At 60.7% G+C, this 17,163-nt stretch carries 19 protein-coding genes; 13 read left to right on the top strand and 6 right to left on the bottom strand.

Translation table 11 applies throughout. From position 1 onward, the window contains the following. Positions 1-45: 45 nt before the first annotated feature. The 5 genes from AC2FF8_RS17800 to AC2FF8_RS17780 all read left to right on the top strand — a co-directional run bounded on the left by AC2FF8_RS17800 (position 46) and on the right by AC2FF8_RS17780 (position 6,624). The gene (locus AC2FF8_RS17800) at positions 46-1,239 is read left to right on the top strand and encodes an aminotransferase-like domain-containing protein (protein ID WP_425080180.1); all 1,194 of its coding nucleotides are present in this window, start codon (positions 46-48) and stop codon (positions 1,237-1,239) included. A 44-nt stretch (positions 1,240-1,283) separates the two neighbouring features. Next, entirely contained in the window at positions 1,284-1,691 is a 408-nt protein-coding gene (locus tag AC2FF8_RS17795) for a hypothetical protein (RefSeq protein WP_496880361.1), read from the top strand. Between the two features lie 140 nt (positions 1,692-1,831). Beyond that, positions 1,832-5,287: a chromosome segregation SMC family protein gene (locus AC2FF8_RS17790; RefSeq protein WP_496880360.1), complete on the top strand. Its 3,456-nt coding sequence runs from the start codon at positions 1,832-1,834 to the stop codon at positions 5,285-5,287. A gap of 55 nt (positions 5,288-5,342) precedes the next feature. Beyond that, positions 5,343-5,693: a hypothetical protein gene (locus tag AC2FF8_RS17785; protein ID WP_170344810.1), complete on the top strand. Its 351-nt coding sequence runs from the start codon at positions 5,343-5,345 to the stop codon at positions 5,691-5,693. 133 nt (positions 5,694-5,826) lie between these two features. Next, positions 5,827-6,624 carry a class II glutamine amidotransferase gene (locus tag AC2FF8_RS17780; RefSeq protein WP_496880359.1) on the top strand — a complete coding sequence of 266 codons (798 nt, stop codon included), beginning with the start codon at positions 5,827-5,829 and terminating at the stop codon, positions 6,622-6,624. A 13-nt stretch (positions 6,625-6,637) separates the two neighbouring features. Here AC2FF8_RS17780 and AC2FF8_RS17775 read toward each other — a convergent pair whose 3' ends face one another. The 3 genes from AC2FF8_RS17775 to cobD are packed head-to-tail and all read right to left on the bottom strand — an operon-like array spanning position 6,638 to position 9,696. Then, positions 6,638-7,801, bottom strand: a complete 1,164-nt coding sequence (locus tag AC2FF8_RS17775) for a lytic murein transglycosylase (protein WP_496880358.1) — start codon at positions 7,799-7,801, stop codon at positions 6,638-6,640. A 12-nt stretch (positions 7,802-7,813) separates the two neighbouring features. Then, on the bottom strand, positions 7,814-8,734 hold the full coding sequence (cbiB, locus tag AC2FF8_RS17770) for an adenosylcobinamide-phosphate synthase CbiB (RefSeq protein ID WP_496880357.1): 921 nt from the start codon (positions 8,732-8,734) through the stop codon (positions 7,814-7,816). Next, positions 8,731-9,696 (bottom strand): threonine-phosphate decarboxylase CobD, encoded by a 966-nt coding sequence (cobD, locus tag AC2FF8_RS17765; RefSeq protein WP_496880356.1) that lies wholly within the window; start codon positions 9,694-9,696, stop codon positions 8,731-8,733. Before cobD ends, cbiB begins: the two co-directional genes overlap by 4 nt. Before the next feature lie 185 nt (positions 9,697-9,881). On the opposite strand from cobD, the gene AC2FF8_RS17760 reads away from it, so the two are divergent. Further along, complete coding sequence (locus AC2FF8_RS17760; protein WP_171205733.1) at positions 9,882-10,244, top strand: response regulator transcription factor; 363 nt, start codon at positions 9,882-9,884, stop codon at positions 10,242-10,244. On the opposite strand, the gene AC2FF8_RS17755 is transcribed toward AC2FF8_RS17760, so the two are convergent. Beyond that, the gene (locus AC2FF8_RS17755; RefSeq protein WP_496880355.1) at positions 10,226-11,215 is read right to left on the bottom strand and encodes a glutathione S-transferase family protein; all 990 of its coding nucleotides are present in this window, start codon (positions 11,213-11,215) and stop codon (positions 10,226-10,228) included. The two genes, AC2FF8_RS17760 and AC2FF8_RS17755, sit on opposite strands and share 19 nt — an antisense overlap. A 212-nt stretch (positions 11,216-11,427) precedes the next feature. Here AC2FF8_RS17755 and AC2FF8_RS17750 point away from each other — a divergent pair, with 212 nt between their 5' ends. Further along, a complete protein-coding gene (locus AC2FF8_RS17750) occupies positions 11,428-11,781 on the top strand; it encodes a hypothetical protein (RefSeq protein ID WP_170344817.1) in 354 nt (117 codons plus the stop codon). Positions 11,782-11,945: 164 nt separating this feature from the next. Here the strand turns inward: AC2FF8_RS17750 and AC2FF8_RS17745 are convergent, their stop codons facing one another. Then, a complete protein-coding gene (locus AC2FF8_RS17745; RefSeq protein ID WP_496880354.1) occupies positions 11,946-13,118 on the bottom strand; it encodes a MalY/PatB family protein in 1,173 nt (390 codons plus the stop codon). 94 nt (positions 13,119-13,212) lie between these two features. Between AC2FF8_RS17745 and def (AC2FF8_RS17740) the strand changes: the two genes are divergently transcribed. The 6 genes from def (AC2FF8_RS17740) to speB are packed head-to-tail and all read left to right on the top strand — an operon-like array spanning position 13,213 to position 16,502. Beyond that, positions 13,213-13,731: a peptide deformylase gene (gene def, locus AC2FF8_RS17740; RefSeq protein ID WP_170344819.1), complete on the top strand. Its 519-nt coding sequence runs from the start codon at positions 13,213-13,215 to the stop codon at positions 13,729-13,731. Beyond that, a complete protein-coding gene (def, locus tag AC2FF8_RS17735; RefSeq protein ID WP_496880353.1) occupies positions 13,728-14,222 on the top strand; it encodes a peptide deformylase in 495 nt (164 codons plus the stop codon). The genes def (AC2FF8_RS17740) and def (AC2FF8_RS17735) overlap by 4 nt, the downstream gene beginning before the upstream one ends. Before the next feature lie 2 nt (positions 14,223-14,224). Then, complete coding sequence (fmt, locus tag AC2FF8_RS17730; RefSeq protein ID WP_496880352.1) at positions 14,225-15,139, top strand: methionyl-tRNA formyltransferase; 915 nt, start codon at positions 14,225-14,227, stop codon at positions 15,137-15,139. 6 nt (positions 15,140-15,145) lie between these two features. Then, positions 15,146-15,382, top strand: a complete 237-nt coding sequence (locus AC2FF8_RS17725; protein WP_170344822.1) for a hypothetical protein — start codon at positions 15,146-15,148, stop codon at positions 15,380-15,382. Between the two features lies 1 nt (position 15,383). Beyond that, entirely contained in the window at positions 15,384-15,620 is a 237-nt protein-coding gene (locus AC2FF8_RS17720) for a GlsB/YeaQ/YmgE family stress response membrane protein (RefSeq protein WP_152457067.1), read from the top strand. 60 nt (positions 15,621-15,680) lie between these two features. Next, positions 15,681-16,502, top strand: a complete 822-nt coding sequence (gene speB, locus AC2FF8_RS17715) for an agmatinase (RefSeq protein ID WP_425080174.1) — start codon at positions 15,681-15,683, stop codon at positions 16,500-16,502. Between the two features lies 1 nt (position 16,503). On the opposite strand, the gene AC2FF8_RS17710 is transcribed toward speB, so the two are convergent. Then, positions 16,504-17,106 carry a COG3904 family protein gene (locus tag AC2FF8_RS17710; RefSeq protein WP_496880351.1) on the bottom strand — a complete coding sequence of 201 codons (603 nt, stop codon included), beginning with the start codon at positions 17,104-17,106 and terminating at the stop codon, positions 16,504-16,506. Positions 17,107-17,163 lie beyond the last annotated feature (57 nt).

Below are 17,163 nucleotides of genomic sequence, written 5' to 3'. Positions count from 1 at the left end.
TACAAGAGGGCATAAGCTGCGTCGAATTGAGATCGGAGGAGCCTCATGTCCCAACACCCTTTGTTTGCCACCCGGACTTCGCGGATGAAAGCGTCAGAGATTCGCGAATTGCTGAAGCTGCTCGACCAACCCGGCATCATTTCCTTTGCCGGTGGGATTCCTGATCCCGCCCTGTTTCCCGCCGATGCATTTGCACAGGCGTTTCAGCAGGCCCTGGGGCCGGATATGCAAGCGCAGGCGCTGCAATATTCGGTCAGCGAAGGCTATGTCCCCTTGCGGCAATGGCTGGTGCAGCACATGCACGAAATCGGGGTGGAGTGTGACATCGACAACATCCTGATCACCTCGGGCTCGCAGCAGGCGCTGGACTATCTGGGAAAGCTGTTCCTGTCCCCCGGCGATACGGCCCTGGTTGGGTGGCCCACTTACCTGGGTGCGCTGGCGGCATTCAACGCTTATGAGCCGCGCTTTGACCGGCTCAATGGCAATCAGGGGGCCAAGGAATACAAGGCCGCAGCAGGCGAAGGCGCAGTTAAATTTGCCTATCTGTCGGCGGATTTTGCAAACCCGACAGGAGAAACCGTGGATTTGCAGGGCAGGGAGGCTCTGCTGGATCTGGCCGAGGAACTGGATTGCGCGTTGATCGAGGACGGAGCCTATCAGGCGCTGCGCTACGACGGGGACCCGATCCCCCCAATACTGTCATTGGAGCAGGCCCGCAAAGGGTCAATCGAGGACTGCCGGACGATCTATTGCGGCAGTTTCTCGAAAACGCTGTCGCCGGGTTTGCGCATGGGATGGGTCGTTGCATCCAAGCCAGTCATTTCTCAGATGGTACTGCTGAAACAGGCAGCCGACCTTCATTCCGCGACCATCAACCAGATGGCCGTGCATCAGGTGGCGCAGGCCTGTTTTGACACCCATATTCCGAAAGTACGAAACGTCTATCGCGCCCGTCGTGATGTGATGCTGAACGCGTTGGAACAGCATATGCCGGAGGGGGTGGATTGGACACGTCCCGAGGGTGGAATGTTCATCTGGGTCACGTTGCCCGAGGGGATGATTGGCTCTGACCTGCTGGCGCGAGCGCTGGACACCGTCAAAGTGGCATTTGTTCCGGGCCAGGCGTTTTTCCCGGATGGCAGCGGTGCAAACACGATCCGTCTCAGTTTTTCAAATTCCGACGAGGCGACGATCCGCGAAGGCATTCGCCGACTGGGAGAGGTGCTGCGGGCCTGACGTCCGGAAAGGTTCTGTTAACCAAAATGCTGCAATTCTGCGGCATGATCCGGTTTCTCGCACCTCTCTTTCTGGCCGCCTGTGCCGCCGGCACTCCGCATTTTCGCGATGTTCCTGCCACACGCGTGGCCGTAAACGGCAGTGTGTTCGACGTGCGCGTGCGCGGCGATCTGGTCGAGGCTGTGCGGATCAATGCACAATACGCCCCTCGGCTGGGACCGGTCCGGGATCGGGCCGGGTTGGCGATGGCGCAGGTTTCAGGCTGTCCGATCCTGGATGTTCTGGGTGATGCGGCGGTCACGGTTGGTGTTCTGGGGTGTGACCGGGAAGCGGGTGAACGGCTGTTGCTGACGGCCGTCTCGACCCCGAACTACGAGTGCATCGACTATGGTACCTATGAAAATGTCGGTGACGACTACGGTTACCAGGTCTTTGAATGCACCCCTTATTAAAACACGCGCATTCTTGCGTATTTCGGCAAGATGTTGTGGATAACTCGGGGTGATATCCCATATCCTGCGCAACTCCGTTGACTCAGACCCCATCCCTTGCGCAGACTTCCAATGCACAGGAATCATGGGACACGCAGCCATTGCGTTTCAGCAAGCTCAAACTGACCGGCTTCAAAAGCTTTGTTGATCCGACCGATCTGATCATCGCGGACGGGTTGACCGGTGTGGTGGGTCCGAATGGCTGCGGCAAATCCAACCTTCTGGAAGCGTTGCGCTGGGTGATGGGGGAAAACCGCCCCAAATCCATGCGCGGCGGCGCGATGGAAGACGTGATCTTTGCCGGTGCGGCGACACGCCCGGCGCGCAACTTTGCCGAAGTCGTTCTGACCTTGGACAACTCGGAAAGGCTGGCACCGTCGGGGTTCAACGACAGCGATCAACTGGAAATCGTACGCCGCATCACCCGCGATGTGGGCAGTGCCTACAAGACCAATGGTAAAGACGTTCGGGCGCGTGATGTGCAGATGCTGTTTGCCGATGCTTCGACCGGCGCGCATTCGCCCGCGTTGGTCGGACAGAACCGCATTGCCGAGTTGATCAACGCCAAGCCGCGCGCCCGTCGCCGCATTCTGGAAGAGGCCGCCGGGATCTCGGGCCTGTATCAGCGTCGCCATGAGGCCGAGCTCAAGCTGAAAGGCACCGAAGCCAACCTGACCCGCGTCGATGACGTGCTGGAGCAGTTGGGCGGACAACTGGCCCAGCTTGCGCGTCAGGCCCGTCAGGCGGCCCGCTATCGTGAAATTGGCGAACAGCTGCGTCAGGCCGAGGGGATGCTGCTTTATCGACGCTGGAAAGAGGCCGACATGGCCCGCCAGCAGGCCGAAGAAAAACTGCGTGAGCGGATCACCGAAGCCTCCCGTGCCGAGGCTGAAGCCCGCGCTGCTGCCGCGAAACGTGCCGAGATCGAGGAAACCCTTCCGCCGCTGCGCGAGGAAGAGGCCATTGCCGCCGCCGTGCTGCAACGCCAGCAGGTGCAGCGCGATCAATTGTCCGATCAGGAAACCCGCGCGCGTCAGACGATCGAAACACTGACCAACCGAATCCAGCAGCTGGGCAACGATATCGAACGCGAAGCCGGTCTGAACCGCGATGCGGGACAAATGATTGAACGGCTGGAATGGGAAGCGCGCGAGTTGGCCAAGGCAGCTGAAGGTCACGATGAAAAAGTGGCCGAGGCGGCGGAAATCGCCCGCGAGGCGGCCTCGATCCTACAGGAACGCGAAGACCACCTGTCGCAGCAAACCGAGGATATGGCCCGCCTGGTCGCCCGGCACCAGTCAGCCCAGCGTCTGGTCGAAGACAGTCGCAAGACGCTGGCCCGATCCGAGGGTGAAGAGGAAAAAGCCCGGCAGGCCGTGGACGAGGCGAAAACCGCCCTGATCCGCGCCAGCGAGGCGTTTGCAGAAGCCCAAATGGGCGAGGAAGAAGCCCGAGAAGCGGTCGAAGCCGCTGAAGAGGCACTTGCCGCGGCGGATGAACTGCGCAACGAAACGCAAGGGCGCGAAGCCGAGGCCCGGGCGCGACGTTCCGAAGCGGAAGGCGAGCTGGGGGCGATCCGGGCCGAAACCACGGCGCTGGCCAAGCTGGTGGAACGCGACACGGCGGAAGGTGGTCAGGTGCTGGATCTGCTGCGCGTCGAACCCGGCTATGAAAAGGCTCTGGGTGCTGCTCTGGCTGACGATCTGCGCGCACCGCTGGTCGAGGGCGACGGCCCGTCCGGCTGGGTGCAGGTGGCTGGATATGACAGCGACCAGCCATTGCCTGAAGGGGCCGAACCACTGGCGCTTCATGTGTCGGGGCCGGATCGTCTCAGCCGCCGAATTGCCCAGATCGGGTTGGTGGATGCGGATCAGGGCGCACGGTTACAGGCGTCGTTGAAACCCGGCCAGCGTCTGGTGTCCCGCTCGGGCGACCTGTGGCGCTGGGATGGGTTCCGTGCCTGGGCAGAAGACGCGCCAAGTGCTGCTGCTCTGCGGTTGGAGCAGCTCAACAGGCTCGAAGCGCTGAAACAGGACCTTGCCCGTGCCGAAGCACAGGCTGACGGTGCCCGTGCCGCACATGAAGCACTGTCTCAGCAATTGGCGGACGTGACCGAGGCAGACCGCCGTGCGCGAGAAGCCCGCCGTGCTGCTGATCAGCGCATGGCCGAAACCGCGCGCGCACTGTCGCGGGCCGAGGCCGACCGCAATCTGGCGCAGGGCAAGCTGGAAACCCTGACCCTCGCCGTTGATCGCCACAAGGACGATGCCATGGCCGCCCGTGCGCAACTGCGCGAGGCCGAAGCGGCTTTGGCCGGTCTGGGCGATCTCGACAGCGCCCGCGCAGAAGTGGAAGACATCAAGCAGACCGTCGAGGCGGCGCGGATCACCATGCTGACCCACCGCTCGACCCATGACGAATTGCGCCGCGAAGGGGACGCCCGCACGCGTCGCACCCAGGAGGTTGCGAAAGATCTCAGCGGATGGCGCCACCGCTTGGAAACGGCTGAAAAGCGGATTTCCGAACTTGCCGAGCGCAAGGAAAGCTCGGAAGAAGAACTGACCGAGGCCATGGCCGTACCCGGCGAAATCGCCGAGGCGCGTGAGGAACTGAACGAACTGATCGAAGCCGCCGAAGCACGGCGCGCCGAAGCCGCCGACAAATTGGCCGAGGCCGAGGCCATGCACCGTGAAATCGTTCTGGCCGAACGGGAAGCCGAGCGTCTGGCATCAGAAGCGCGCGAAAGCCGTGCCGCGGCCGAGGCGCGCTGTGACGCGGCCAAGGAAAGTGTTGTCGCGGCGGCCGAACGGATTGCCGAAGATCAGCAACTGACCCCGAACCAATTGCTGAACCAGCTGGACGTGAACCCCGACCAGATGCCAGCTGCGGACGTTCTGGAATCCGAAGTGAACCGTCACAAACGTCAGCGCGATGCGATGGGGGCCGTGAACCTGAGGGCCGAGGAAGACAGCAAGGAAGTTCAGGAAGAATTCGATACGCTCAGCAGCGAAAAAGCCGATCTGGAAGAGGCGATCAAGGCGCTGCGCAGCGGGATCGCCAGCCTCAACCGCGAAGGGCGCGAGCGTTTGCTAACCGCGTTTGAACAGGTGAATTCCAACTTCGCCATGTTGTTCAAGCATCTCTTTGGTGGCGGCGAGGCCAATCTTGTGATGGTCGAAAGTGACGATCCGCTGGATGCGGGTCTGGAGATCATGTGCCAGCCGCCGGGCAAGAAGCTCTCGACTCTCAGCCTGTTGTCGGGCGGTGAGCAGACCCTGACGGCGACCGCGCTGATCTTCGGCGTCTTCCTCGCCAATCCCGCCCCGATCTGTGTGCTGGACGAGGTTGATGCGCCACTGGACGATGCAAACGTAACGCGCTTCTGTGATCTGCTGGACGAAATGTGCCGCCAGACCGACACGCGTTTCCTGATCATCACCCACCACGCGGTGACCATGGCGCGCATGGATCGCCTGTTCGGTGTCACCATGCAGGAACAGGGCGTCAGCCAGCTGGTTTCGGTCGATCTGAAGAAGGCCGAACAGATGGTCGCGTGACCCCGCTCACTGCAAGTTTATGACGGGTGGGACTTTTTCGCGCTAGTCTGGGTGCATGACGCGCTTTCTGATCCCCGCCCTCATCGCCGCCAGCCCGGCCTTTGCCGCCGACTGGCCCGTCAAGACCGGGGACACGCCCCTTACGGCCGCAGAGCTTGGTGCTTTGGCGGGGCAGACGCTGACCTTTTACGACGATGGGCAAGCGAAATTCTCAGCGGGCGGGGCCTATTCCTACACATACGCGAGCGGAGATTCTGCTTTTGGCACCTATTCCATTGCCGAGGATGGCAGTGTCTGCATCGCCTACCGCAACGGGTTCAGCCGGTGCGATTTGTACGTGCGCAGGGGGGAACGGTTGATCCTGATTGACGAAAAAGGCGACCGGTATCCGGTGCGCAGTGAATAAAATGATCTGAAATTTTCGTGATTCCAGCTCATTTGATAGACAAAAATCGACAATCAAGATGATGTAAGGGAGGAAACCTGACAACCAAGGCGGTATCGTCCCGGAGAATCTTATTTGATGTACGGGAAAAAAAATGTGCCGATTTTTGGCTTGGGTTGGTCAGCAGCGATACCTGGACGAACTGGTCCTTGAGCAAGAACAATCGCTTGTTATTCAAAGCCGAAACGCATTGATTGGGAAAACACCGGTAAATGCCGATGGGTTCGGTCTGGCATGGTATTCTGATCGTGACATGCCGTGCTTTTACAAGGACACCCATCCAGCGTGGTCTGATGCCAATCTGAAGCAATTGGCGCATCACACGAAATCCCGGCTGTTTCTGGCCCATGTACGGGCCTCGACGGGTACGGCGACCTCACGCAACAACTGTCACCCTTTCGGCGTCGGCAGGTGGAGTTTCATGCATAACGGTCAGGCCGGGGGTCATGAACGAATCCGGCAAGAGCTTGATGCCATGATCCCGGCGCACCTGTACCAACATCGCATGGGCGCAACCGAGAGCGAGGCGATCTTTCTCATCGCTCATGGCGAAGGGCTGGACGCCGATCCTGTTGGTGCAATGGCCCGTGCGGTCGGTCGGGTCGAAGCCCTTTCCAGGCACCGCGGAGCATCACCCTATCTTCGGTTTGCCGCCTGCTGGTCGGACGGCAAACGGGTTTTTGCGGCCCGATATGCCTCGGATCGGTTTGCGCCCAGTTTGCATTACAAGGTCTGCAAAGACGGTATCATCATTTCGTCCGAGCCACTGGATGCCAATAACGAGGGATGGCTCGAGATACAGCCCAACACGGCAATCGAAACCGAGGGTGCCGCGGTGGTGACGCACGCCTTTGCGCCTTGTGTTCCGCTGGAACGGGAATGGGTCGCGTGAGCGTGGTTGCTGCCTAAAGCCGGTTTAGCAAATCCACTGTCGGCCACGCGTCGGCCGGCAGGCCAAGCCGCTTCTGTTCTGCCTGCACGGCCGCTCTGGTACCAGCCCCCAGGATCCCGTCGATCTTGCCAACGTCATATCCTTTGGCCTGAAGCTTGCTTTGCAACTGCTTCATCTGCGCCCCGTTCAGACCCTGTGCGGGATTGCCGGCATCGTAGATTTGTGCCCCTTCCAGACGTGTCCCGAAATAGGCGGCGGTCAATACATAGACAAAGCTTTGGTTCCATTCGAAATAGACGTCGAAGTTTGGATAGGCCAGAAAGGCCGGGCCGTTGCGCCCCTGCGGCAGGATCAGCGAGGCCGGAAGGTTCGCCAGCGACCCGCTGCGCGCCTCAACGCCCATGGCCTGCCAGTCCGCTACCGACCGGGGCTTGCCGGGGCCGGACAGGGACCAATCCATCTGCGCGGGCACCGTGACCTCTTGCAGCCATGGTTCGCCTGCGCGCCAGCCCAGATGCGACAGCATCTTGGCGCCGGACATCAGCGCATCGGGGGCCGAGGTTTTCAGGCGGACATGCCCGTCGCCGTCTCCATCGACACCGTTTTCCAGAATGTCCCGCGGCAGCATCTGGACCATGCCGATTTCCCCGGCCCACGCGCCCGTTGTGCGGGCCGGGTCGAAGTCACCGTTCTGATAAAGTTCGATGGCCGCGAAGATTTGGGGGCGGAACAGGTCGGGTCGACGGCAGTCATGGGCCAAGGTCACCAGCGCGTTGCGGGTGTTGAAGTCGCCCTGGAATGATCCGTAGTCGGTCTCGAACGCCCAGAAAGCCAGCAACACCCCGCGCGAGATGCCGTACTCCCTCTCGATCCGGTCAAATACCGCATCGTATTTGCGCGACATCGCTTGCCCGCGTTCGATCCGGTTGGCCGAGATCAGACGACGGGAAAACTCGATGAAGGGCTTTTGAAACACCCCCTGCGCCCGGTCGGCCTTGAGCACGGCGCCATCCTGCTGCACGCCTTTGAAAAACGCGTTCACGGTGGATTTGTCAAAGCCTTGCTGTACGGCCTCGGCCTTTAGCCCTTTGACAAAGGAATTGAAGCCACGGCCACATTGGGCCAGGGCAGGTTGGGCAAACAGGGCAGCGGCGATCAGGCCGGAAAGAAAACGCATGACAAGTGTCCGTCAGTAAATCAGGTCGATCCCAACCGACACCGACACGAGCCCAAGCGCAAGCCCCCAAACACGCCACAACATGCGACATGCGCGGAAAACGTCTGACGCCCCGATCTCGCGCGGGGCATCGCCATTGACCCATGCCAGATCCCGTACCTTACCGTCATAGCTGCGCGGTCCGGCCAGGGCGACGTTCAGCGCGCGGGCCATGGCGGCCTCGGGCCAGCCTGCATTGGGCGAGATATGACGGTGCGCGTCTGCCACGATTTCGCGCCAGCGCGACCACTGGCCCGACAGCGCCACGATCATCACGCAGGTCAGGCGGGCCGGGATCAGGTTCAGCAGGTCATCGAACCGGGCCGAGGCCCAGCCAAACGCGCGGTATTTTTCATTGCGATACCCGATCATGCTGTCGGCGGTGTTTACCGCCTTATAGGCCAGCAGCCCCGGCAACCCCGCGACCAGAAACCAGAACGCAGGCGCGATGACACCGTCGCTGAGGTTCTCTGCGGCGCTTTCGATGGCCGAGCGTGCCACCTGCGCCTCGGTCATGTCCCGTGTATCGCGCGAGACGATCATGGCCACTTGCGCCCGTCCCTCTGCCAGCGAGGCCATCAGCCCTTTGCCCACGGCGCGAACATGGGCGACCAACGATTGTTGCGCCAGCAGGATCGCGCAGACCAGGATTTCGACAACTGGCCCCAGCAGGGACAAAGCCCACCCAAGCCCCCATGCGCCGCAAACCAGCAGGACAAGCACACCGACCCCTTTTGCCCGTCGTGCGGCCCCGTGATTCAGACGTTTATCCAGCCAGCCAATCAGGCTTCCGATCATTACCGCCGGATGCTTGATACGCGACCAGAGCCAGTCGGGCTCTCCCAGCGCTGCGTCCAGACACATGGCACAGACCAGCATCAGGCCAAGGCTCACAGCGCGGCCTCCAGCCGGTTCCACCCGTTCGCAGGTGGCAACCCAAGGCGCAGATAGGTGTCGGAATAGGGGAAGATGCGGCTCCAGATATGGTTCTGTGCCAGCTGTTCCTGCCAGCGGGAGGCATCATCGACCTTGTACAATCGGAACAGGCTTGTGCCGCCAGCGACCTTGGCCCCCCTGGCCGTCAACAGAACATCCAGCCGAGCGGCCTCGTCTGCCAGTCGCTTACGCGTGGCGCTTGCCCAATCCGTATCTGCAAGGGCCCGTGTGCCGATCCGCAAGGCAGGGCCTGATACAGACCAAGGGCCAGTCAGATCGTTCAACCGGCTGATCATATCCGGTCGTCCGATGGCGAACCCCAGTCTTACCCCGGCCAGCCCCCAGAATTTGCCAAAACTCTTCAGCACGATCACGCCGGGGCGGTCTGCCAGGTGGATCAAGGACTGGTCCGGCATGACGTCGCAAAAGCTTTCGTCAATCACGGTAAGTGGTGCCGATACGTCGCCTTCCTGCCAGATACGCCCGTCCGGGTTGTTCGGATGGACGATGACGCGGGCGTCACACGGACCGTCTTGCCGTACCTTCCATCCCTGCGCCGAAAAGGCGGCGGCGTGTTCGTTATAGGTCGGCGGCGTGATCTGTACCGTACCCGCCGCGGTTAGCGCGGGAAGGCGCGCGATGATCGCCGACGCTCCGGGCGCGGGCAGGATCGCTGCTCGGTGCGGCACGTCCCAGAACCGGCGTGCGGCACCGCTCAGCCGTTCAAAAGCCCCGTGATCCGGTAACTCAGCCCAGTCAGCGGCAGTCAGGCCCGAAATAGGATAGGTATGCGGATTGATGCCGGTGGACAGATCGATCCAGTCGGTGCGTTGTCCACCATATTGTGCAATCGCCCTGTCCAGCCCACCGCCGTGGTCGCGAACCGTGCGTGGATCCAAGTCTTGATCCGGTGTGTTCATCTGCTCTCTCTGCGAGAAAATACCGCTTTTGGCCTGCTTCAAGCGGATTTTCGCCTCTAATACAAGCAAATCCGCCTGTTCACGGACCTGTAGGGCCGCTGTTAACACTTTGTTAAGGAAATAACGAGATCACGGACCACGGGGGTCGGCACCACTCACCATATCAAGTGCCGAGGTTGTTGCAAATGAAAGTTCTGATTGTTGAGAGTAATCCCGACCTTGGTCGGGTATGGAAAAGGCATCTGGAACGGCAGGGCGCCGACGTCACGCTGGTCGAGACGCAGGAAGCCGCCATTCTGGCGCTGTACGGCACGGATTTCGAAATCATCGTGCTGGATCTGGTTCTGGAAACCGGAAGTGCTCTGGCCGTGGCCGATTTTGCCAGCTATCGCCGCCCCCAGGCGCGGGTGATCTTTGTCACCAACACCACCTTCTTTTCGGATGGATCGATATTTGCCCACAGTCCGAATGCCTGTGCTTATGTGCAAAGCGAAACGCCGCCAGAGGATCTGGCGGCGATGGTCGAGCATTACGCAGCGGGGCGCTGATCGCGGCGGTGCGGTTCTGCATAATCCAGCACCGGGTTCACCGGAATGATCCGGTATGGATTGATGCTGTCATGGCTGTAGTGATAGTGGCGCACGATATGTGTCATGTTCACGGTGGGGGCCACGCCGGGCCACTGGTACAGTTCACGCGTATAGGACCATAGGTTCGGGTAATCGATCAGTCGCCGCTTGTTGCATTTGAAGTGCAGGTGATAGACCGGATCAAAGCGGATCAGCGTCGTAAACAGCCGCCAGTCAGCCTCGGTGATCCGACCCCCCATCAGGTAACGGTTCCGGGTCAGACGATCTTCCAGCCAGTCCAGCGTGTCGAACAACGGGCCCACGGCGGCGTCGTAGGCCGCTTGCGAGGTGGCAAAGCCGGACTTGTAGACGCCGTTGTTGACGTCTGAATAGATGCGCGCGTTGACCTCTTCGATTTCATCGCGCATCGCTTCGGGCCAGTAATCATCGGTATTGCCGGTGATCCCGTCGAAGGCCGAATTGAACATGCGGATGATTTCCGAGCTTTCGTTCGACACGATGGTTTCCTGCCGCTTGTCCCACAGGATCGGCACGGTCACGCGGCCTGAATAGGCTGGATCGGCTTTCGTATAGATCTGGTGCGCAAAGCTCAGCCCATAGAGATCGTCGCCCGTCGCGCCATGGCCGTCTGTCTCAAAGGTCCAACCCTGGTCCAGCATGTCCGGATGCACGACCGAGACTGAGATCAGATCGCTCAGCCCTTTCAACTCGCGAAAAATCAGCGTGCGATGCGCCCAGGGGCAGGCATAGCTGACATAAAGGTGATAGCGCCCGGGTTCCGCCTTGAACCCGCCTTTGCCTGATGGCCCCGCGTCGCCGTCAGCTGTCAACCAGTTGCGAAACTGCGCGGCGCTGCGCTTGAATGCACCGCCCGTGGATTTGGTATCATACCAGGTGTCGTGCCATTTTCCTTCGACCAGCAGGCCCATATCTTTTCCTCCGCATGCGCGTTTCGTCAAAGATAGGCCCGGACCCGGCGTCTTCCTATGCGAGTGCCCGCGCAAATGCCCTGCATTCGCGCACAGTCGAGGCCGGGATTTCTGTGCAACAAAGCTCCGTCAGATCGCAGTCTGTGACGTGGTTCACTGGATTTTTACAACTTTTCCCGCACAATAGAGGTCATTCACGGGGGAACGGATTTATGAGTACCTATGTTTCAAAGGAAATACGCGCCGAGTTGGACGCGGCCCGAATCGCGACATTGAAAAAAGCCAGCCGTTTACGGGTGGAAATGGGCGACAATACCTACAAAATACTCAAATTGTGGAAAGACGGTTTTACGGTTGAGGCGGAAACCACGCCGCGCCTGCGCGGGCTTGTCGATATCTTTGACGGGGCCAACCACCTCTATCAGTGTCTCATCGTCGCGGATGAGGATGAGGGCGGTGAGATGCGGTATGAATTCAAACGCAGCACGGCGGCCCATGACAGCGCGCCGCTTGACTTTTACCGCGCGCCCGATGCGCCGATCGCCCTGCTGGGGCATGACGACTGAGGGCGAATTTCAACCGGAGTTCCGGTTTCGGTCAGGGTTTGGTCGATACCAGAGGCTTGCGGTGCCACCATAAAGGCAGGCCCGCGCGGGCCAAGCAGCGTCAGCCAATCAACCGGCCCCTGTAAACAACAGGGCAGGGTTTGCAAGCCCCGGCCGACGCATACTTATTGCAGATCCCCGAAAGCTCGTTTCAGCCGCAGGCAAGCTTCCTCGACCCGCGCCCGTTGCGTGGCGAGGTTGAACCGTTCGAACGTCTCGCCTCCAGTGCCAAAGCCCGGACCCGACGATGTTGCGATCCGTGCGTCCTCGCGCAGACGGCGGACAAATTCGGCGTGATCCATGCCGGTGCCCGAGAAATCGACCCAGGCCAGATAGGTCGCCTGCAAGGGCATCGACCAGAGCCCCGGAATCTCGGCGATGGTCTGATCGAACAGACGCCGGTTTTCCTCCAGATGCGCGATCTGGGCATCCACCCATTCGGCCCCTTCGGGGCTGTAGGCAGCAGTGATCATCGCCACGCCCAGGGCGCTGGGATCGTAATCCAATGTTTGCAGCCGTTGCTTCATGGCCGCGCGTAGTTTGGGATCTGGAATGATCATGTTGCCGGTCCGCTGCCCGGCGATGTTGAAGGTCTTCGATGCCGCAGTCAGCGTCACGGTCCACGGGCGTGCATTCGGGGCCGCCACGTCCATTGGCACAAATTTTGTGCCGGGATAGACCAGATCGTGGTGAATCTCGTCGGATATCAGGATCAAACCGTTCCGTTCGGCAAACGCGGCCACGGCCTGCAACTCGTCGGGTGTCCAGACGCGACCCGACGGGTTTTGCGGCGAACACCACAGCAGCATCTTCTCGGACCCGTCCAGCCGGGACTGGGCGTCGTCCAGATCAAGGCCGTAACTGTCGCCGTCCCGCACCAAAGGGCATTCCACGACCCGGCGGCCCGATTTGTTCACCTTGTGGGCAAACTCGTGGTAAACGGGGGTGAAGATCACGATGCCATCACCAGGATCGGTCCAGACATCCAGCGACAGGGCGATTGCATTGCCCAAGCCCTGCGTGGTCAGAATCCAATCCGTGTCGATTTCCCAATCGTGGCGGGTTTTCATCCACCACTGAACCGAGGCCAGGTAATCCGGGTGCATCCATGAATAGCCGAACACGCCGTGATCTGCGGCTTTGCGTACGGCCTCGATCACGCAGGGTGCCGTTTGGTAATCGGAATCTGCCGTCCACATGGCCAGACCGTCCTCGGGCGAGACGCCATACAGCATCTCCATCTTGTCCCATTTTGAACTGTTGGTGCCCCGGCGGTCGATCAGGTCGTTGAAAGTCATGTCTGCTCCATTTTCTCGACCGAAAGCTAACCGCAAATCGGGCAGGTGCAAGGGGGGCGTTGCGGCGCGGGGCGGGATGGCCTAAATCAGCCTCATGAAACGCACTATTCTGATCCATCCCGACCCCCGCCTGAAAAAGGTCTGCGCGCCCGTATCCGACCTGACGGACGAGCTGCGCACGCTGGCTGACGACATGCTGGAAACCATGTACGACGCGCCCGGGATTGGCCTCGCCGCGCCGCAGATCGGTGTGCTGGAACGGTTGATCGTGCTGGATTGCATCAAGGAAGAAGGCGAAACACCGCGCCCGCTGATCATGTTCAACCCCGAGGTCATCGCCTCTTCCGAGGAAACCAATGTATACGAGGAAGGGTGCCTGTCGATCCCGGATCAATATGCCGAAGTGACCCGCCCCAAGGTGGTCGATGTCACGTGGATGGACGAGAAGGGAAACCTGCAACAGGAAACCTTTGACGGGCTTTGGGCCACTTGCGTGCAGCATGAAATCGACCATTTGAACGGCAAGCTGTTCATCGACTATCTCAAACCGCTGAAACGGCAGATGATTACCCGCAAGATGCAAAAGCTCAAACGTGAACGGGCGCGCGCATGACCGTCCGTACCTGTCTGCCCTGGCCCGACAAACGCTTGCGCACCAAGGCGGATGAAGTGACTGAAATCACCGATGACATTCGCCGGATCTGGCAGGATATGATCGACACGATGGAGGCCATGCCCGGTGTCGGTCTTGCCGCACCGCAGATCGGAGTGATGTTGCGGCTGGCCGTTGTCGATGGGTCGGCCGAGCGGGGCAAGGCCGTGCGTCTGGCGAACCCGGAAATCCTGCACAGTTCGATCGAGTTGCGTGAACATGAAGAGGCCAGTCCGAACCTGCCGGGCGTGTCGACCGCGGTAAAACGTCCGCGTGCAGTGACTGTCAAATTCCTGAACGAGCAGGGCATGGTGGACCGTCGCGATTTTGTCGGCATCGAGGCCACCAGTGTCCAGCACCAGATCGACCATCTGAATGGCCGGATGTATTTTGACCGGCTCAGCAAGGTCAAACGCGACATGCTGCTTCGAAAAGCGAAAAAACAGGGATAAAGATGCGCGTTGTTTTCATGGGAACACCGGACTTCTCGGTGCCGGTTCTGGATGCGCTGGTCGAGGCCGGGCATGAGATCGCCGCCGTCTATTGCCAGCCCCCGCGTCCGGCGGGGCGGGGCAAGAAGGATCGCCCAACGCCGGTTCACGCGCGGGCCCAGGCGCTGGGTCTGGACGTGCGTCACCCAACCTCGCTGAAACCGGCCGAAGAACAGGACAGTTTTGCTGCACTGAACGCGGATGTGGCGGTGGTTGTGGCTTATGGTCTGATCCTGCCCCAGCCCATCCTCGATGCACCGACACATGGCTGCCTGAACATTCATGCCAGCCTGCTGCCGCGCTGGCGCGGGGCGGCTCCGATTCATCGGGCGATCATGGCAGGCGATGCGCAAACCGGCATCTGTATCATGCAAATGGAGGCGGGCCTTGATACCGGCCCCGTTCTGCTGCGGCAGGTCACCGATATCGAGCCCGAGGAAACCACTGCGGACCTGCATGACCGGCTCTCGGAGATGGGCGCGGCCTTGATTGTCGAGGCGTTGGCAAAGCTGCCCGGGCTGACCCCTGAACCGCAGCCCGAAGATGGTGTCACCTATGCTGCCAAGATCGACAAGTCCGAGGCCCGCGTGGACTGGTCGCGCCCCGCTGTCGAGGTCGATCGGCAGATCCGCGGCCTGTCGCCCTTTCCCGGGGCCTGGACCGAGATCGACGGCAACCGGATAAAGCTCCTCGCCTCGCGTCTGGCCGAAGGGCAGGGCGCACCGGGCGAGGTTCTGAATGACGATCTGTATGTGGCCTGCGGGCAGGGCGCCATAGAACTGCTGCGCTTGCAAAGGGCGGGCAAAGGCGCGCAGGATAGGGAAACATTCCTGCGGGGCTGGCCAATCCCGGTCGGCACCCGGATGTCTTCGGAGTAAAGCCATATGTTCATGGTGATGATGGGCACTGTCGTGATTGCCGGGATCGTCGGGTATCTGTCCGAACAGACCGGTTTCACCCATAACGGCTATTTGCAATCCATCATCATCTGCGTGGGCGGGGCGTTCCTGTTCTATTTCGTCCGCATCATGTTCGGCATCAGCTTTGGTCCTCCGGGGCTGGATGCGGTGATTTCCTCTGTTGGTGCCCTGATCATCGTGCCGACCCACTGGAGGAAGTGACATGCCAATCGTCGCCCTGATCATCATCGGTGCAGCTGCCGGATTTCTGGCCACCCGCCTGATGCGGATCGAGGCCGACATCCCGACGACCATGCTGATCGGTATTGTCGGGGCCCTGATCGGAGGGATGCTGCTGCGGTTTCTTGTAACCGTTATGGGGTGGCTGTCTGGTTTTGTCGGGGCGGTTCTGGGTGCATTGCTGGTGATCTGGATCTGGCAGACCTACCTGCGCCGGTAACCCCTTGACCCGGCGCCATTCCTCCATCCAGATCACATTCAAGTAAAAAGGGGAGTGATGATGCCGTACGAACTGAAGCCGGGTGATGTCGCTTTGATGGGCATTCCTCTGGATCTGCATTCCTCGTTCCTGCAAGGGCCGGCATTCGCCCCTGGACGCATCCGCGAGGCGCTGCATTCCGGCGCGGCCAACCTGACCGCCGAGGATGGCACCGATCTGGGTGCAAGCGCCCAGTTCCGGGATAGCGGCGATCTGGATGTTTTTGAGATGCGCGGGCAGGAACCGATAGACCGGATCGAGGCCGAAGCGGCGAAACGGATCGCAACCGGCGCGCGCCTGTTGTCGCTGGGCGGCGACCATTCCGTGGCCTATCCGCTGATCAAGGCCCATGCAGACCGGTACGAAGGCCTGAACATCCTGCACATCGACAGCCACCCGGATCTGTACGACACGCAGGATATCGGACCGCTCGGCCATGGCTGCCCCTTTGCCCGGGTGATGGAGACCTGTCCGGTCAAGCGTCTGGTGCAGGTCGGCATCCGCACCATGAACGCCCATCAGCGCGAACAGGCCGACAGGTTCGGCGTCGAGGTGATCGACATGCGCAACTGGAGCCCCGATTTGCAGATTTCATTCGATGGCCCGGTCTACCTGTCACTGGATCTGGATGCGCTGGACCCGGCCTTTGCCCCCGGCGTCTCGCATCATGAACCCGGTGGGCTGAGCACGCGCGAGGTTGTCGACCTGATCCACCGGTTCAAAGGCCAGTTGGTCGGTGCGGATATCGTGGAGCTCAACCCGCATCGCGACCCCCATGGCATGACGGCGATGGTGGCCGCGAAGTTCGTCAAGGAAATCGGCGCGCGCTTGTTGAACGGCTAGTTTACCTTTCGTCGCACTCCGTCGCAGACCCAAGTGCCGGAGCACCTCTGGTGGTCAAACCAAAACGGTTCGCTTCGGTGGCGTTCATCCAGTGCATACTGTCGGCCGGGGCAGCATAGAGGGTGTACCAGTAAAATTCCTCATCCACGCCGATATCCTTGAAATAGTCCAGGTATCGATCATGTTCGGGGTCGTCCTCGGGCAAGTCGGTCGCCACCAGACCTGACCCGGCCCAGCTGTGGACACCGACACAGGCCCCCGGTTGCAGCACGCGGCGGTTTCCGGCCAGAAACAGATCGGTACCCCCGCTGGCAACCAGACCGTTCGAGGGCACGACGGTGTCGAACCCGGCCCTGTGCACTTCACGGGCGAAGATGACATTGGCGTCATCGTCAACAGATCCTTCAATGTAGCGCAGAACCAGAGTGCGGGCTTCGGGGTTTTGGGCTTTCACTTCCTCAAAGGTAGACAGCGTCGTCTCGTCAATCGTGCCCGAGGCGATGATCTGGTCGCCCTGCGCAACAAAACTGACGGGGGTGTAATACGCACCGCATGAGGCGAGCAGGGCCAGGCAGGCTGTGATGGATGCAAGTCTGAATGTCACGTTGGCCTCCGGGTTGCGCTTTCAAAAGGGGTATCAGCATGCCGCTTTGGCGTCCAC

The organism is Ruegeria sp. YTSA144, assembly GCF_059610125.1.
This window is presented reverse-complemented; position numbering and strand designations above follow the sequence as displayed.

Coding starts and splice junctions, on each gene's coding strand:
- AC2FF8_RS17800 (WP_425080180.1), top strand. CDS start 46: ATGTCCCAACACCCTTTGTTTGCCACCCGGACTTCGCGGATGAAAGCG.
- AC2FF8_RS17795 (WP_496880361.1), top strand. CDS start 1,284: ATGATCCGGTTTCTCGCACCTCTCTTTCTGGCCGCCTGTGCCGCCGGC.
- AC2FF8_RS17785 (WP_170344810.1), top strand. CDS start 5,343: ATGACGCGCTTTCTGATCCCCGCCCTCATCGCCGCCAGCCCGGCCTTT.
- AC2FF8_RS17780 (WP_496880359.1), top strand. CDS start 5,827: ATGTGCCGATTTTTGGCTTGGGTTGGTCAGCAGCGATACCTGGACGAA.
- AC2FF8_RS17775 (WP_496880358.1), bottom strand. CDS start 7,801: ATGCGTTTTCTTTCCGGCCTGATCGCCGCTGCCCTGTTTGCCCAACCT.
- cobD (WP_496880356.1), bottom strand. CDS start 9,696: ATGAACACACCGGATCAAGACTTGGATCCACGCACGGTTCGCGACCAC.
- AC2FF8_RS17760 (WP_171205733.1), top strand. CDS start 9,882: ATGAAAGTTCTGATTGTTGAGAGTAATCCCGACCTTGGTCGGGTATGG.
- AC2FF8_RS17755 (WP_496880355.1), bottom strand. CDS start 11,215: ATGGGCCTGCTGGTCGAAGGAAAATGGCACGACACCTGGTATGATACC.
- AC2FF8_RS17750 (WP_170344817.1), top strand. CDS start 11,428: ATGAGTACCTATGTTTCAAAGGAAATACGCGCCGAGTTGGACGCGGCC.
- AC2FF8_RS17745 (WP_496880354.1), bottom strand. CDS start 13,118: ATGACTTTCAACGACCTGATCGACCGCCGGGGCACCAACAGTTCAAAA.
- def (WP_170344819.1), top strand. CDS start 13,213: ATGAAACGCACTATTCTGATCCATCCCGACCCCCGCCTGAAAAAGGTC.
- def (WP_496880353.1), top strand. CDS start 13,728: ATGACCGTCCGTACCTGTCTGCCCTGGCCCGACAAACGCTTGCGCACC.
- fmt (WP_496880352.1), top strand. CDS start 14,225: ATGCGCGTTGTTTTCATGGGAACACCGGACTTCTCGGTGCCGGTTCTG.
- AC2FF8_RS17725 (WP_170344822.1), top strand. CDS start 15,146: ATGTTCATGGTGATGATGGGCACTGTCGTGATTGCCGGGATCGTCGGG.
- AC2FF8_RS17720 (WP_152457067.1), top strand. CDS start 15,384: ATGCCAATCGTCGCCCTGATCATCATCGGTGCAGCTGCCGGATTTCTG.
- speB (WP_425080174.1), top strand. CDS start 15,681: ATGCCGTACGAACTGAAGCCGGGTGATGTCGCTTTGATGGGCATTCCT.